Source organism: Streptomyces sp. STAM6 (assembly GCF_054963715.1).
In genome coordinates, this window is the sequence record NZ_JBUEFZ010000009.1 from 203359 (window position 1) to 218536 (window position 15178).

Annotated in this window: 14 protein-coding genes and 1 riboswitch; of the genes, 3 read left to right on the plus strand and 11 right to left on the minus strand. The window is 70.0% G+C overall.

Annotated elements, in window-relative coordinates:
* Nucleotides 1-198: 198 nt before the first annotated feature.
* Together ACY34K_RS14470 and ACY34K_RS14475 are read left to right on the plus strand one after the other, a co-directional pair.
* Nucleotides 199-792 carry a hypothetical protein gene (locus ACY34K_RS14470; RefSeq protein WP_462746842.1) on the plus strand — a complete coding sequence of 198 codons (594 nt, stop codon included), beginning with the start codon at nucleotides 199-201 and terminating at the stop codon, nucleotides 790-792.
* A 249-nt stretch (nucleotides 793-1041) separates the two neighbouring features.
* Complete coding sequence (locus tag ACY34K_RS14475) at nucleotides 1042-1248, plus strand: DUF5999 family protein (protein WP_462746845.1); 207 nt, start codon at nucleotides 1042-1044, stop codon at nucleotides 1246-1248.
* Nucleotides 1249-1329: 81 nt separating this feature from the next.
* Here ACY34K_RS14475 and gcvP read toward each other — a convergent pair whose 3' ends face one another.
* The gene (gene gcvP, locus ACY34K_RS14480) at nucleotides 1330-4215 is read right to left on the minus strand and encodes an aminomethyl-transferring glycine dehydrogenase (RefSeq protein WP_462746847.1); all 2886 of its coding nucleotides are present in this window, start codon (nucleotides 4213-4215) and stop codon (nucleotides 1330-1332) included.
* Between the two features lie 175 nt (nucleotides 4216-4390).
* Nucleotides 4391-4490: riboswitch (glycine riboswitch) on the minus strand.
* A gap of 111 nt (nucleotides 4491-4601) precedes the next feature.
* Here gcvP and ACY34K_RS14485 point away from each other — a divergent pair.
* Nucleotides 4602-4997: a PRC-barrel domain-containing protein gene (locus ACY34K_RS14485; RefSeq protein ID WP_462746878.1), complete on the plus strand. Its 396-nt coding sequence runs from the start codon at nucleotides 4602-4604 to the stop codon at nucleotides 4995-4997.
* Here ACY34K_RS14485 and ACY34K_RS14490 read toward each other — a convergent pair.
* The 10 genes from ACY34K_RS14490 to ACY34K_RS14535 form a co-directional block, all read right to left on the minus strand.
* A complete protein-coding gene (locus tag ACY34K_RS14490; protein WP_462746850.1) occupies nucleotides 4907-6493 on the minus strand; it encodes a DNA polymerase IV in 1587 nt (528 codons plus the stop codon). The genes ACY34K_RS14485 and ACY34K_RS14490 overlap by 91 nt on opposite strands.
* A gap of 54 nt (nucleotides 6494-6547) precedes the next feature.
* Complete coding sequence (locus ACY34K_RS14495) at nucleotides 6548-7168, minus strand: MerR family transcriptional regulator (protein ID WP_462746852.1); 621 nt, start codon at nucleotides 7166-7168, stop codon at nucleotides 6548-6550.
* A 199-nt stretch (nucleotides 7169-7367) separates the two neighbouring features.
* The gene (locus tag ACY34K_RS14500) at nucleotides 7368-7841 is read right to left on the minus strand and encodes a bifunctional nuclease family protein (RefSeq protein ID WP_005475662.1); all 474 of its coding nucleotides are present in this window, start codon (nucleotides 7839-7841) and stop codon (nucleotides 7368-7370) included.
* Between the two features lie 53 nt (nucleotides 7842-7894).
* A complete protein-coding gene (gene ftsR / locus ACY34K_RS14505; protein ID WP_462746855.1) occupies nucleotides 7895-8644 on the minus strand; it encodes a transcriptional regulator FtsR in 750 nt (249 codons plus the stop codon).
* A 17-nt stretch (nucleotides 8645-8661) separates the two neighbouring features.
* Nucleotides 8662-9594 (minus strand): FHA domain-containing protein, encoded by a 933-nt coding sequence (locus ACY34K_RS14510; protein WP_462746881.1) that lies wholly within the window; start codon nucleotides 9592-9594, stop codon nucleotides 8662-8664.
* 82 nt (nucleotides 9595-9676) lie between these two features.
* Nucleotides 9677-10486 (minus strand): DUF881 domain-containing protein, encoded by an 810-nt coding sequence (locus tag ACY34K_RS14515; RefSeq protein ID WP_462746856.1) that lies wholly within the window; start codon nucleotides 10484-10486, stop codon nucleotides 9677-9679.
* A gap of 5 nt (nucleotides 10487-10491) precedes the next feature.
* A complete protein-coding gene (locus ACY34K_RS14520) occupies nucleotides 10492-10824 on the minus strand; it encodes a small basic family protein (RefSeq protein WP_031069011.1) in 333 nt (110 codons plus the stop codon).
* Complete coding sequence (locus tag ACY34K_RS14525) at nucleotides 10821-11750, minus strand: DUF881 domain-containing protein (protein ID WP_462746860.1); 930 nt, start codon at nucleotides 11748-11750, stop codon at nucleotides 10821-10823. Before ACY34K_RS14525 ends, ACY34K_RS14520 begins: the two co-directional genes overlap by 4 nt.
* A gap of 106 nt (nucleotides 11751-11856) precedes the next feature.
* The gene (locus ACY34K_RS14530; RefSeq protein ID WP_462746862.1) at nucleotides 11857-14352 is read right to left on the minus strand and encodes a sugar phosphate nucleotidyltransferase; all 2496 of its coding nucleotides are present in this window, start codon (nucleotides 14350-14352) and stop codon (nucleotides 11857-11859) included.
* 117 nt (nucleotides 14353-14469) lie between these two features.
* Entirely contained in the window at nucleotides 14470-15078 is a 609-nt protein-coding gene (locus ACY34K_RS14535) for a CDP-alcohol phosphatidyltransferase family protein (protein WP_462746864.1), read from the minus strand.
* Between the last annotated feature and the right edge of the window lie 100 nt (nucleotides 15079-15178).

A 15178-nucleotide genomic window follows, 5' to 3' on the forward strand; every position in this document is an offset into this window, starting at 1 on the left:
CCTGATACCGCCTTGCCGGCAATGCCGGCGACGGCTAGTGGAAACATCGCGTGAACACGCGAGGTATAAACTCCGCGAACGAGGCAGAGAGTCGGCGCCCGGCCAATGGCCCTCGACCCCCCTCTGGCCCCGCCGCTGACAGTGCCGTCCGCACCTTCCCTCGCATCACCCTGTCTCTTGAGTGAGAGGCGACCCACCATGCCGCTCCATGTCTCCCAGGCCCCCGCGCCCGCCCTGCGCAGCGTGCTCGTCGCACTCGGCTCCGCCGCCGTCCGCGAGGCCCATACCCCCGCACTGCGGTCCGTCCAGGGACCGCTCAGCCCTGAACTGCCCCTGCCCGTTCACGTCCTCGACATGCGCGACCCGATCGTCCCGTCCGACGGCACACCCCGTACCCGGCTCGCCGGCTGGCGGTTCCTGATCCGGGCCGGCGACCGCTCCGTCGCCGCCGCGGACACCAGGCTCACCGCGGACGGCTGGTCCTTCTCACACTTCTTCGAAGGCCCCTACATCGCCTCCACGGAACGCGCCCTGCGGCAGGCCGAGGCGCTCCAGTCGCGCTACCAGGCCCGTCTGCTGTCCGTGCCCGACCTGTACATGCTGACGCTGTGGCTGCACGGTGACATCGAGGCGGATCCGGCCACCGGCACGCCGGACCCGGCCGACCTGCTGGTGCCCCTCGCGCCGGCGCCGCCCGGGATCGCGTCCCACCGGCCGCACCGGGTCGCCGAGCTGCTTCCCGTCATGACCCTGCGGCTCACACCGGCGCCGCTGCTCGAGTCAACGGCCTGACCCGGCCCCGCCCGTTCGGACTAGCCCACTGGGGCCACTCCGAACCACCCGAAGGGACAGTGCGGTTGAGCTGAACCATCCTCGCGAGTGATACGTCATTAAGCAGTAGGAACCGCTGCAGCGAAATCCCTGCGGATTCACTCCCGTAGGGCAACACTTGGAACGGACCACCGACTCAAACGGGGGGCGGCCATGAGCACCGCATCGAGCCGCAGGACAGACACCACACCGCAGCGAAAGAACCCACCCATGTGCCAGCACCAGCCAGCCTGCCCGACAGCCGACTCCGCCGACCGGGAGGCCGCCCGCCTGATGGCGCACCACCCGGAACAGGGCTGGAGCCTGCTGTGCAACGGCGTTCTCCTCTTCGAGGACACCGGCGAGCTGCTGCCGGACGGGCAGATCATCGCGCCGCACCGGCCGCTCAGCACCGCACAGGTGATGACCGCCGCCTGAGGCGCCGAGGCGCGGGCACGACAGCACGCACGGCGAGGGGCCGGTACGGATCGCTTCCGTACCGGCCCCTCGTCACGTCGTTCAGTTGTCGTACTCGTCCAGCGGCGGGCAGGAGCAGACCAGGTTGCGGTCGCCGAAGGCACCGTCGATCCGGCGCACCGGCGGCCAGTACTTGTCCGCGGCCGCGACGCCGGCCGGGAAGACCGCCTCCTCACGGCTGTACGGGTGCTGCCACTCGCCGCCGAGCGCGGCCGCCGTGTGCGGGGCGTTGCGCAGCGGGTTGTCCTCGGCGGGCCACTCGCCCGACGCGACCTTCTCGATCTCGGCCCGGATCGCGATCATCGTGTCGCAGAACCGGTCGATCTCGGTGAGATCCTCGCTCTCGGTGGGCTCGATCATCAGCGTGCCGGCCACCGGGAACGACATCGTCGGCGCGTGGAAGCCGTAGTCGATCAGGCGCTTGGCGATGTCGTCGACGCTGACGCCGGTCGCCTTGGAGATCGGGCGGAGGTCGACGATGCACTCGTGCGCGACGAGGCCGGCCGGTCCGGTGTACAGCACCGGGTAGTGCGGCTCAAGGCGCTTGGCGATGTAGTTCGCGGCGAGCACGGCGACCTGCGTCGCGCGCTTGAGGCCCTCGCCGCCCATCAGCCGGACGTACGCCCAGGAGATGGGCAGGATGCCGGCGGAGCCCCACGGCGCGGCCGAAATGGGGCCGACGCCCGTCTCCGGGCCGGCGCTCGGCTGCAGCGGGTGGTTCGGCAGGTACGGCGCGAGGTGCTCGCGCACAGCGACCGGACCGACGCCGGGGCCGCCGCCGCCGTGCGGGATGCAGAACGTCTTGTGCAGGTTCAGGTGCGAGACGTCGCCGCCGAACTTGCCCGGCTCGGCGAGGCCCACCAGCGCGTTGAGGTTGGCGCCGTCCACGTACACCTGGCCGCCGGCGTCGTGCACCTGGGCGCAGATGTCCGCGACGTGCTCCTCGAAGACGCCGTGCGTCGACGGGTAGGTGATCATCAGCACCGACAGCTCGTCGCGGTACTGCTCGATCTTCGCGCGCAGGTCCTCGACGTCGATCTCGCCGTCGTCGGCGGTCTTGACGACGACGACCTTCATGCCGGCCATCACGGCGCTGGCGGCGTTGGTGCCGTGCGCGGACGACGGGATGAGGCATACGGTGCGCTGCGAGTCGCCGTTGGCGCGGTGGTAGGCGCGGACCGCCAGCAGGCCCGCGAGCTCACCCTGGGAGCCGGCGTTGGGCTGGATCGACACCTTGTCGTAGCCGGTGACCTCGGCGAGGCGCTCCTCCAGCTCACGGATCAGGGTCAGATAGCCCTGCGCCTGGTCGACCGGCGCGAAGGGGTGGATCTGTCCGAACTCCGGCCAGGTGACCGGCTCCATCTCGGTGGTCGCGTTCAGCTTCATCGTGCAGGAGCCGAGCGGGATCATGCCGCGGTCCAGCGCGTAGTCGCGGTCGGCGAGCCGGCGCAGGTAGCGCAGCATCGCGGTCTCGGACCGGTGCGCGTGGAAGACGGGGTGCGTGAGGTACACGTCGCTGCGCAGGAGCGCCGCGGGCAGCACGTCCTCGGTGGCGGCGTCCAGGGCGTCGATGTCGCCACGGACCCCGAAGGCGTCCCACACGGCGGCGAGCTGGGCGCGGCCGGTGGTCTCGTCGCAGGCGGCGGAGACGTGGTCGGCGTCCACCAGGCGGAGGTTGACGCCGCCCTCGCGGGCGGCGGCCACGACCTCGGCGGCCTTGCCCGGCACGCGGACGGTGACGGTGTCGAAGAACGTCCCGGTGACGACCTCGACGCCGCCGGCGCGCAGGCCCTCGGCGAGGATCGTGGCGTACCGGTGCGTGCGCTGCGCGATGCCCTTCAGGCCCTCGGGGCCGTGGTACACGGCGTACATCCCGGCCATGACGGCGAGCAGCACCTGAGCGGTACAGATGTTGCTGGTGGCCTTCTCACGGCGGATGTGCTGCTCGCGGGTCTGCAGGGCGAGGCGGTAGGCCTTGTTGCCGTCGGCGTCGACGGAGACGCCGACGAGACGGCCGGGCAGGCTGCGGGCGAACTTCTCACGCACGGCCATGTAGCCGGCGTGCGGACCGCCGAAGCCCATCGGGACACCGAAGCGCTGGGTGGTGCCGACGGCGATGTCGGCGCCGAGCTCGCCGGGCGAGACGAGCAGGGTCAGGGCCAGCAGGTCGGCGGCGACGGTGACGACGGCACCGAGCTCGTGGGCGCGGTCGATGACCGGCTTGATGTCCCGTACGGCACCGGAGGCGCCCGGGTACTGGATCAGCACGCCGAAGACACCGCGCTCGGCGACCTCGGCCGGGATGCCCTCGCTGAGGTCGGCGACGACGACCTCGACCCCGGTCGGCTCGGCGCGGGTCTCGATCACGGCGATGGTCTGCGGCAGGGCGTCGGCGTCGACCAGGAAGACACCGCCCTTGACCTTGCCGACCCGGCGGGCGAGCGACATCGCCTCGGCGGCCGCGGTGCCCTCGTCGAGCAGGGAGGCTCCGGAGGTGGGCAGCCCCGTGAGATCGGCGACCACGGTCTGGAAGTTCAGCAGCGCCTCCAGGCGCCCCTGGGAGATCTCCGGCTGGTACGGCGTGTACGCGGTGTACCAGGCCGGGTTCTCCATGACGTTGCGCAGGATGACCGGAGGCGTGAAGGTGCCGTAGTAGCCGAGGCCGATCATCGGCGCCACGACCTGGTTGCGGTCGGCGAGCGACCGGAGCTCGGCGAGCACCTCGGCCTCGGTGCGGGCGTCCGGCAGCCCGAGCGCCTCGGCGCTCTTGATGACGTCCGGGACCGCGGCGTCGGTGAGCTCGTCGAGCGATCCGTAGCCGACCTGGGCGAGCATCTTGGCACGGGCTTCGGCGTCGGGTCCGATGTGGCGCTGCTCGAAGGGGGTGCCTCGCTCCAGCTGGGAGAGCGGGGTGCGGTTGGCGGTCATGCGGAGGCCTCCTGGTCGTCACGACCTACGAGGGGCACCACGGCGCGGGTGCCCGGACGGCCTCCCCCTCTGTCATCTCAACCTGAGAGCTTCACCGGGCGCGATGCGGCGACCCGGCTTTCACCGTCGGTGAGAGCGGATGCCGTCCGACGCCCGCTCTGCTTTCCAGAGTGACCTCGTCCGTGCGGTACGGGGTGCCTGAGAGATTCCGGGGAGGATTTGCTCCTTCGGCGCCTCCGAAAGGTTTCTCCGGAGGACTCTCCCGCACGGGGTCAGCAGCCGCTAGCCAGCCTACCAGCGAGGTCGGTGCCTGTTCCCTCGAGTGGCCGACGTCACCGTTGTGCACTTTCGTAGTGTTCAGAGAACGGTTGCGAGCGTTGCGAGCAATTGGAGGGACCGTGCAGACCGACATCGATCCGCGCAGCCTGATCGGGCGCAAGACCTTCGACCGCAACGGCCACAAGATCGGGACCGTCGACGAGGTGTATCTGGACGACGCGACGGGCGTACCGGAGTGGGCGGCCGTGCGCACGGGGCTGTTCAGCCGCGACGCTTTCGTCCCCCTGGAGCCGAGCGAAGTCGCCGACGACGGGCTGCACGTGCCGTTCGACCGCGCGCTGATCAAGGACGCGCCCGACTTCGGCGTGGGGCGCCACCTCTCGCCCGAGCAGGAGCTGCAGCTCTACCACCACTACGGCATCGACCTGCCCTCCCGTCCGGAGGACTCGGCGCCGCCGTCCTCCGACCGCGATTTCGGCAAGCTGGCCGGCCAGGACGACTGACCCGTCGGGCCACCGGGCACCAGCGGCAGAGGATCCGACAGCTCCAGGTCCGGGTCGTCGGTCCAGAACGTCCGCACCCGGCCCGGTGCCGACCCGGGCTCCTCGAACCGCACGGTCACCCGCCCCACGCCGCTGCCCTGAACCCACCCCGCCCCGTACACGGTGTGCCACACGTCGTGCCCGGCCGGCCACCGCCGCTCCGAACCCAGGCTCGCCTCCCGTACGTCCGCGCCTGCCGCCCCGCCGGGCGCGGAGGCCCCTGCGGCCCCCTCAGCCACAGCTCCCGGCGTGCCCGGAGCGGCCGTCACCGGGCCGCCCCGGTCGCCTCCGCCCGGCATCTCCGGCACCTCCGCCGCGTCCGGTGCGCCGGCGGACCGGGAAGCACTCGCGGCTTCCGCGGCCGTGGCGGCCTCCGCGGCTCCGGCGGCCGCCTGGGCGAACAAGTCCTCCTGGGTGTAGTCCGCGAGGCCCGTGACACCGACGCCCAGCAGCCGCACCCCGCCGGTGGTGTCCACCGCCTCCAGCAGGCGCCCGGCCGCCTCCCTCACCACCGCGGGGTCGTCGGTCGGGCCGCGCAGCGTCTCGGACCTCGTCAGTGTCGAGAAGTCGTACCGCCGGACCTTCAGCACCACCGTCCGGCCCGACCGCCCGGCGGCGCGCAGCCGCCCCACGCACCGGTCGGCGAGCCGCTCCACCTCCAGCCGCACCCGCGTCCGGTCGTGCAGGTCGACATCGAAGGTGTCCTCGACGGACACCGACTTCGCGTCCCGCTCGGCGACCACGGGCCGGTCGTCGTACCCCATCGCCATCAGGTACAGCGATCCTCCGTGCGACTTCCCCAGCAGCCGGACCAGCTCGTCCTCGCCCGCCGCCACGAGGTCCGCGACCGTCGTCATGCCGGCCCTCCGCAGATGCTCACCGGTCGCCGGCCCCACGCCCGGCAGGATGCGCACGGGCATCGGCGCGAGCAGCTCCCGCTCGGTGCCCGGCTCGATCAGCAGGAGACCGTCCGGCTTGGCCTGCTCGGACGCGATCTTCGCCAGCATCTTCGAGCCGGCGAGGCCGACGGAGCCGGTCAGCCCGGTGGCCCCGAGAATGTCCCTGCGCAGCCGCTCACCGGCATCCCGTGCCGTGGCCGAGTCATGGGCCGCGCCCCCCGCTTCCAGGTCCACGAAGGCCTCGTCCAGGCTCAGCGGCTCGACCAGCGGGGACAGCCGCCCCAGCAACTCCATGACCTGCTCGCTGACCGCCCGGTAGAGCGAGAACCGCGGCACGAGATACGCGGCGTTCGGCGCCAGCCGGCGCGCCTGCGCCATCGGCATCGCCGAGTGCACCCCGAAGCGTCTCGCCTCGTACGACGCGGTGGCGACGACCCCGCGGGGCCCCAGTCCGCCCACCACCACCGGTTTCCCGCGCAGACTGGGCTTCGCCGCCTGCTCGGCGGCGGCGAAGAAGGCATCCATGTCCAGATGCAGGATCGTCGGCGCGGCTCTCACATCACCGATGCTGCCTCACGCCACTGACAATCGGCCCGCCCCGGGGGACCGGCCTCAGACGGCCCTGTCGCGCCTGCGCCGCGCCAGCTCGTCCGACGGATTGTGGCCGACCAGCGTCTCGCCGGTGTCGACGCGCTCCCCGTGCAGCTGCGACAGCGCGGCCTCCACATCGCGCCACACCACCCCGACGGCGATCCCGAACACGCCCTGACCGCCCTGGAGCAGATCGACGACCTCGTGGGGCGACGAACACTCGTAGACGGTGGCCCCGTCGCTCATCAGCGTCATGCGCTCCAGGTCGCGGAAGCCACGCGCCCGCAGATGCTGGACGGCGGCCCGGATGTTCTGCAGCGCGACCCCGGTGTCCAGGAACCGCTTGACGATCTTCAGGACGACGACGTCGCGAAAGCTGTACAGCCGCTGCGTCCCCGAGCCGTAAGCGGGCCGCACGCTCGGCTCGACCAGCCCGGTGCGCGCCCAGTAGTCGAGCTGCCGATAGGTGATTCCCGCCGCCGCGCACGCGGTTGGCCCCCGGTATCCGATGGTGTCGGCGGCCGGGTCATCCGTGCCTTCGTGAGCCGGGCCGGCCACGGTTCCGTGAAGCGGAAACGGCCCGCTCTGCCCCAGACTCCGTCCGGGGGTACCCCCAGTCGCACCGTCGCCGCTGTTCATCACGCCGACCCTCCGTCCTTGACCTGCCATCCCGACGGTAGGCAGTCACTCGGGGTGCGTCAACGATCGCCACACTCGGCACGCCGAGTGATAATCACCCTGAGAGTGGTTTCCCGTATCCCAATGCCGGGAAAGGCTACTCGAATGCGCTGACAGCACCCCATGGCGGCAAGGTTCCCACGGGCCGGCGAAGCCGGCGGTCTCACTGACTGTTGGTGCCGAAGTCCTCGGGCGAGATCTGGTCGAGGAACTCGCGGAACTTCTCCACCTCGTCCTCCTGCTCGTCGGGAATGGCGATTCCGGCGTCGTCGAGCACCCCGTCACTGCCGAAGATCGGGGTGCCGGTACGCAAGGCCAGCGCTATGGCGTCGGAAGGCCTGGCGCTCACCTCGACACCGCTGGCGAAGACCAGCTCCGCGTAGAAGACCCCTTCGCGCAGGTCCGTGATCCGGACCTCGGTCAGCTCCTGGCCGACGGCCTCGAGCACGTCCTTGAAGAGATCGTGGGTGAGCGGCCGGGCGGGCGCCATGCCCTGCTGAGCGAAGGCGATGGCGGTCGCCTCCCCCGGACCGATCCAGATGGGGAGGTACCGATCGCCTCCCACTTCACGCAGGAGCACGATCGGCTGGTTGGAGGGCATTTCCACCCGGACACCGACAACATCGAGCTCGTTCACATTGCAACCCTAGGACGTGCCGGACCTGTTTGGATAGTCGGGCTCTCTCAAGATCAGTACAAGCGGATACCGAGGGCCGTCTGCACCAGCGCCGCGTGCAGCCGCACGGACAGTTCCGCGAGTTCCTTCGCGGTCGCCTCGGCATGGGCCCTGGTCTGCGGATTACGGTGCCGGCGCAGTGGCGCGACCACCTGTTCGACCAGCCCGGCCTCCCGGTCGGCGGCGGCTTTCACGGCCCTCAGATGGCGCGGTTCCAGCCCGAATCTGCCCAGATCCGCGACCAGCTTGGCGACGGTCACGGCCTCGGCGTCGTACCCACCGTCCGCCGCGGGCGCGATCAGCCCGTAGGACTCCCACTCGGCGAGTTCGTCCTCGCCGACCTCCGCGGCCGCCAGCAGTTCCGCCCGGCCCACCCGGGCCGCCGTGGGGCGGTCCTGCTCGGCGTCCCACGGAGTGCCGTCCAGCAGCTCGCGCTGCGCCCCGCCGCCCGGTGCGGGCAGCCGCACCTGCTCACCGCGCGCGAGCGCGTCCAGATGCTCGCGGATGACCTTCAGCGGCAGATAGTGGTCTCGCTGCATCCGCAGGATCTGCGCCAGGCGCTCCACGTCCTGGGGACTGAACTTCCGGTACCCGGAGGCCGTCCTCTGCGGCTCCACGAGCCCCTCGGCCTCCAGGAACCGGATCTTGGAGATCGTGACTTCGGGGAACTCCTCACGGAGCTGGCTGAGCACCGTCCCGATGCTCACCAACTGGACGGCCCCGCCGGCGGTGCCGTGTCCGACACCGCCCGTCGTGGTTCGCATGGGCCTTCCCCGCCGGGTCACACGCCTCGCTGGCTCGCGTAGAAGACCAGCCGGTACTTGCCGATCTGGACCTCGTCGCCGTTGGCCAGGACCACCGAGTCGATCGGCTCCCGGTTGACGTACGTGCCGTTGAGGCTGCCGACGTCCGAGACGGTGAAGCTGCCGTCCGGCGACCTGCGGAACTCCACGTGGCGCCGCGACACGGTCACGTCGTCCAGGAAGATGTCGCTCTGCGGGTGACGACCGGCCGTCGTGAGATCACTGTCGAGCAGGAAGCGGCTGCCCGAGTTCGGACCGCGGCGCACCACCAGGAGCGCCGAGCCGAGCGGCAGCGCGTCGACGGCCGCCTGTGCCTCGGGCGACAGCGACGGCAGCTGGGTCTGGCCGGTGGCCTCCGAGTCGTACGCCTCCAGCCCCGAGATCGAGATCGTCGACGTCGTCTCGGACGCCCGCTCCGCGGGAACGCCCGCACGCAGCGGGGCGCCGCAGTTGGAGCAGAACCGACTGGCCTCGGCGTTACGGTGCCCGCACCTCGTACAAACCGGCATGGACGAATCCTCCTGCCGCGGCTGGCCCGCGTGGGCGCTGGTCGCATACGGGTCCGGAGCAAACTCTCCACCCGTACTCGAGGTTGATGGTTCTCCGAAACCTATGCGGCCGGGACCGGCAGGGTCAACAGACGCGCCCTGACCCCCCGGAATGTCACCACCGGCGACTTCGTCGCGGAAGAGCGGGCGCTCGCCGCCCTGCTCCTCACCCTGGCCATGGCGCGGCGCGCGATGCCTGGCATTGCTGCCGTCCTCGCGTGCGCTCTTGCCGAACAACTTCGCAAACAACTTCACGGGCGATTCCCCTTGAACGAAACAGACCCGCCCGTGGGGCAGGACGAACCCTGAATGAACACACCTGCCGACCCGGACACCCTCACAACGTCCGTATCCTCCGGACAGTTTCCACCACGCACCAAGCTCCTGATGCGCCGACCCCCCGCAACCTCCTGCCCTTGTCGCGCGACCCCCATGCGCCCCCGCCTCACTGCGACGACGACCGAGCGTAGTCAGGCCGCTTCACCGGTCGCAAGGCGTCCACGACGATCTTCTGGGACCGCGTCACCGTGGCCGTGGCCTGCTCCTTCTCCAGCGTCTGCACCACGCCGCCCGGGATGTTCAGCGCCGGCTCCAGGTCCTGCGGCTTTCCGATGACCTTGAAGACGTACGGAGCACTGATCTTCCGGCCGTCCACCTCGATGGCGCCGGTGTCACCGGAGAAGTACGTGTCCGCGACCACCCGGACGTCGTTGACCTGGATCGCCTCGGCACCCGCGGCACGCAGTTCCTGGATCGCGTCGAGCAGCATGTCCGGGTCGACCGCTCCGCCGTTGATGGTGAGCGTGATCCCCGGACCCTGTGCCGCCACCGTACCGGCGAGGATGCCCAGCTGCCGCTCCTTTTCCAGGGTCTGCTTCCGGGCCTCCTCCGCCTGGTCGGAGCTGTTCTCCAGCTCGGTGCGCTGGTCCTCCAGCCGCGCGTTCTCGTCCTCCAGCCGCTGGGTGCGGTCGTCCAGCTCGTCGAGGATCCGGACGAGGTCCTCCTGGCGCGCACCGCGCAGGGCGCTGTCGTCGCTGGTCGAGCGGACCTGGATCGCGAGCCCCAGGCCGAGGCCGAACAGCAGCAGCGCCACGATGAGTTGTGCCCGGGTGATCCGCGGCGGCCACAGCCCCGCGATCAGCCGCTGACGGCCGCTCTGGGGCTCCTGCGACGGCTGGGGCGACTCCTGCGGCTCGGGCGCCGCCGGCGCCGGCTGTGCGGCGTCCTCGCCCTTCGGTGTCTCTTCGTTGCTCATCGGCCTCACGCCCGGAACACATGCCGCCGGATGGCGGCGGCGTTGGAGAAGATCCGGATGCCGAGAACGACCACCACACCCGTGGACAGCTGCGCACCGACACCCAGTTTGTCGCCGAGGAACACGATCAGCGCGGCCACGACGACGTTCGACAGGAAGGAGACGACGAAGACCTTGTCGACGAAGATCCCGTCGAGCATGGCCCGCAGACCTCCGAAGACCGCGTCCAGGGCGGCGACGACGGCGATGGGCAGGTAGGGCTCGACCACCGCCGGCACCTCGGGCCGGACGAACAGCCCGACCACGACTCCCACCACGAGGCCCAGTACGGCGATCAAGATGTGCCCTTCCCTGTGTCGGCCGTCGCCTGCCCGTCACCCTTGGCGGCTCCGGCGGTTCCCGGCTGTGCTGTGCGTACGATCAGGCTCGGCGCGGCCGGCAGGCGCACCTCGCCCTGGTCCGAAATGCTGGTGCGAATACCGAAGTTCTCCTGCAGCACCTGCAAGTACTGACCGTCGGCGCTTTCCTGGAACGCCGCGCTCAGCTTCTTTCCGTCCCCGACGGCCAGCACCGTGTACGGCGGAACCAGCGGCCTGTTGTCGACCAGTATGGCGTCGCCCGCCGCGCGGATGGCCGACAGGGCGGTCAGGCGCTGTCCGTTGATCGCGATGGCTTCGGCACCCGACTGCCAGAGCCCGTTGACGATCCGCTGCATGTCGCGGTCCCGCACCCGCCCCGTGTCGGCGAACCCACTGCTCTCGCGCGGACCGTCCCCGCCCTGATCCGTGCCCTTGGCGTCGTCGACGACCAGCTTCACGCCGGGCCCCCGCACCGGAGTCGCCCCGGAGAGCAGCGCGACGAGCGCCGCCTGGTCGCCCCCGTGCTCCTCCAGCGCCTTGCGCTGCCGCTCCCCCACCTCGGCGCGCAGTGACTCGATCCGCTGCTCGAGGGAGTCGACCGCGGCGGTCTCCGCCTCGATGCGGTCGATGAGCTCCTCGCGCTCCTTGGCGACCACGGGTGCCGATATCCGCGCCTGGGCGGCACCCAGGGTGACCACCAGCGCGGCCAGGACGAGCCCCGCCGCCAGCCCCAGCTTCGCCCGCAGCGTACGGGGCAGCCCGCCGCCGTCGGCGGCCCTGCGGGCCGAAGCCTCCGCGTATCCGTCGTCGAGCGCGTGGTCCATCACGTTGGTCAGCAGCGACATGGACGCGTCGGGACGCGGAGGCGGGGAGCCTGTGCTCCGAACGGGGGGCTGCTGCGACATGCCGCACATCGTCGCACGTCGGAGCTGCTACCGCCGAATGGCCCCACCGGTGTGCCGGAAGGCGCCCGTCAGCACCTTCCGGCACACCGGCCCGGGGGCCCGTGGATCAGCGACCCGCGCTGTCCACCACGGCCGCCCATTCGTCGAGCAGGGACTGGGCGGACGCGTCGTCCGGCCCTTCCGCCCACAGATGCGTGACGGCCTCCGCCGGGTCCGGCAGCACCATCACCCACCGGCCGTCGGCCTCGACGACCCGCACACCGTCGGTGGTGTCCACGTGCCGGTCGCCGGCCGCCTCCACCACCCGCCGCATGACGAGCCCCTTGACCGCCCACGGAGTCGCCAGGTCCCGCTTGAGCACGTGGGCCCGCGGGATCCGCGCGTCGATCTGGCTCAGCGTGAGCTGGGTACGCGCGACCAGGCCGATCAGCCGGACGAACGCCGCGGTGCCGTCGAAGACACTGCTGAACTCCGGAACGATGAACCCGCCGCGCCCGTCACCGCCGAAGATCGTGGTCTCCTCGCGGCCCACCCGGGTCAGATCGTCCGGCGATGTCGTCGTCCAGTCCACCTGAGTGCCGTGGTACGCCGCCACCTGCTCGGCGATCCGGGTCGTGGTCACGGGCAGCGCCACCCGTCCGCTGCGGCGCTCGGCCGCGACCAGGTCCAGCATGACGAGCAGCGCCCGGTCGTCCTCGATGATCCGGCCGCGCTCGTCCACCAGCGACAGCCGCTCGCCGACGGTGTCGAACCGCACGCCGAAGGCCGCTCGGGCCGAAGCCACTATCTCCCCGAGCCGGACCAGTCCGGCCCTGCGGGAGTCGGCCGACTCGGTGGGCCGCGACTCGTCCAGCCCCGGGTTGATGGTCAGCGAGTCCACGCCGAGCCGTCCCAGCAGGCTGGGCAGGACGAGGCCGGCGCTTCCGTTCGACGCGTCGACGACGACCTTCAGACCGGCTTCGGAGATGCCGGAGGTGTTCACGGTCCTCAGGAGGGACCCGGTGTAGGAGTCGAAGACGCTCGACGGGAAGCTCAGATCGCCGATCTCCCCGGGGAACGCGCGCCGGTACTCCTGCCGGGCGTACACGCGGTCGAGCTTGCGCTGTCCGGCCTGTGACAGGTCGGCACCCCGCTCGTCGAAGAACATGATGTCGACGGAGTCGGGCACGCCCGGCGACGTTCTGATCATGATGCCGCCGGCGCTGCCTCGGGCGGTCTGCTGCCGCGCCACCGGCAGCGGTACGTTCTCCAGGTCGCGTACGTCGATGGCGCTGGCCTGCAGCGCCGAGATCACCGCCCGCTTGAGCGCACGCGCGCCTCGGGAGTGGTCGCGGGCGGTGGTGACCGTGGCGCCCTTCTTCAGCGTCGTGGCATACGCCCCCGCGAGCCGTACCGCCAGTTCCGGGGTGATCTCCACATTGAGGATGCCGGAGACACCGCGCGCCCCGAAGAGGTGTGCCTGCCCTCGCGACTCCCAGATCACGGACGTGTTGACGAACGCGCCGGCCTCGATCGTCTTGAACGGGTAGACCCGGACATTGCCCTGAACGATCGATTCTTCACCGACGAGGCACTCGTCGCCGATGACGGCCCCGTCCTCGATCCTGGCCGCCCGCATGATGTCGGTGTTCTTGCCGATCACGCAGCCGCGCAGGTTGCTGTGCTGGCCGATGTAGACGTTGTCGTGGACCACCGCCTTGTGCAGGAACGCGCCGCTCTTGACGACCACATTGGAGCCGACGACGGTGTGCTCGCGGATCTCGACATCGGCTTCGACTTTGGCGTAGTCCCCGATGTACAGCGGCCCGCGCAGCACCGCGTCCGGATGCACCTCGGCGCCTTCGGCGACCCACACCCCCGGCGAGATCTCGAATCCGTCGAGCTCGACGTCGACCTTTCCTTCGAGCACGTCGGCCTGGGCCTTGACGTAGCTCTCGTGGGTGCCGACGTCCTCCCAGTAGCCCTCGGCGACATAGCCGTAAATCGGCTTGCCTTCCTTCATGAGCTGGGGGAAGACGTCTCCGGACCAGTCGACCGGAACATCGGCCTCGACGTAGTCGAAGACCTCGGGTTCCATCACGTAGATGCCGGTGTTCACGGTGTCGGAGAAGACCTGGCCCCACGTGGGTTTCTCCAGGAAGCGTTCGACCTTTCCTTCCTCGTCCACGATCGTGATTCCGAATTCCAGCGGATTCGGCACCCTCGTCAGGCAAACCGTGACCAGGGCGCCCTTCTCCTTGTGGAACTCGATGAGGTCGGTCAGATTGAAATCGGTGAGAGCGTCGCCGGAGATCACCAGGAACGCATCGTCCTTGAGTGCTTCCTCGGCGTTCTTGACACTCCCCGCTGTGCCGAGTGGCTTCTCCTCATTGGCATAGGTGAGCTCCATGCCGAGCTCTTCGCCGTCACCGAAATAGTTTTTTACCAGCGAGGCGAGAAACTGCACGGTTACGACGGTTTCATTGAGCCCATGCCGCTTGAGCAGCCGCAGCACGTGCTCCATGATCGGCCGGTTGGCGACCGGCAGGAGTGGCTTGGGCATGCTCGAGGTCATGGGGCGAAGACGAGTGCCTTCGCCGCCGGCCATCACGACGGCCTTCATGTCGGAAGCGTCCTCCTTGCAGAGACGACGGTCTAGCCGACTTCACCCATCCGTGACTGTGGCCCAGATGCGTCAGCGGGGCGCTCGTATTCACCGAGCGGCACCGGACGGACAGGCTCAATCGGCCGCGGTATCCGCCTTGACAAGTCGGCGGACCTGGACCACGTAGAGGATCCCTGCCCACCAATACAGAGTTGTACCCCATCCGGCGAAGGCCCACCCGAAAACTTCAGCGAGTGACGCAAGCCACCCGTCCCGGTCACTGAGCAGGAGGAGAGGGAAGGCGTACATCAGGTTGAAGGTGGCCGCCTTCCCCAGGAAGTTGACCTGCGGCGGCGGATAGCCGTGCCGTCGGAGGATGCCGACCATCACCAGGAGCATCAGCTCACGGGCCAATAGAGCGAGGGTCAGCCACAGCGGCAGGATCTCCCGCCAGGTCAGGCCGAGGAGGGTGGAAAGGATGTACAGCCGGTCGGCCGCGGGGTCCAGCAGACGGCCCAGGCTACTGATCTGGTTCCAGCGTCGGGCGAGTTTTCCGTCGAGATAGTCGCTGACTCCGCTGAGCATCAGCACGAGCAGAGCCCAGCCATCGCTATTCGGCCCGCCGAACACGGGGCGGAGAATCAGCCACAGGAAGAGCGGCACGCCGAGGAGACGAGCCATGCTCAGGATGTTGGGGATGGTGAGGACTCGGTCGGTCTGAACGCGAGTCTCCTGGACCTCCACCCGGGGGCCTCCTGTGGGAACGTGCCGACGATGCCCCCTGACTTTACCGTCAGCCGCAGCCGGCCCGGACACAGGGGTGGTGAACCGATACCAAAACGCA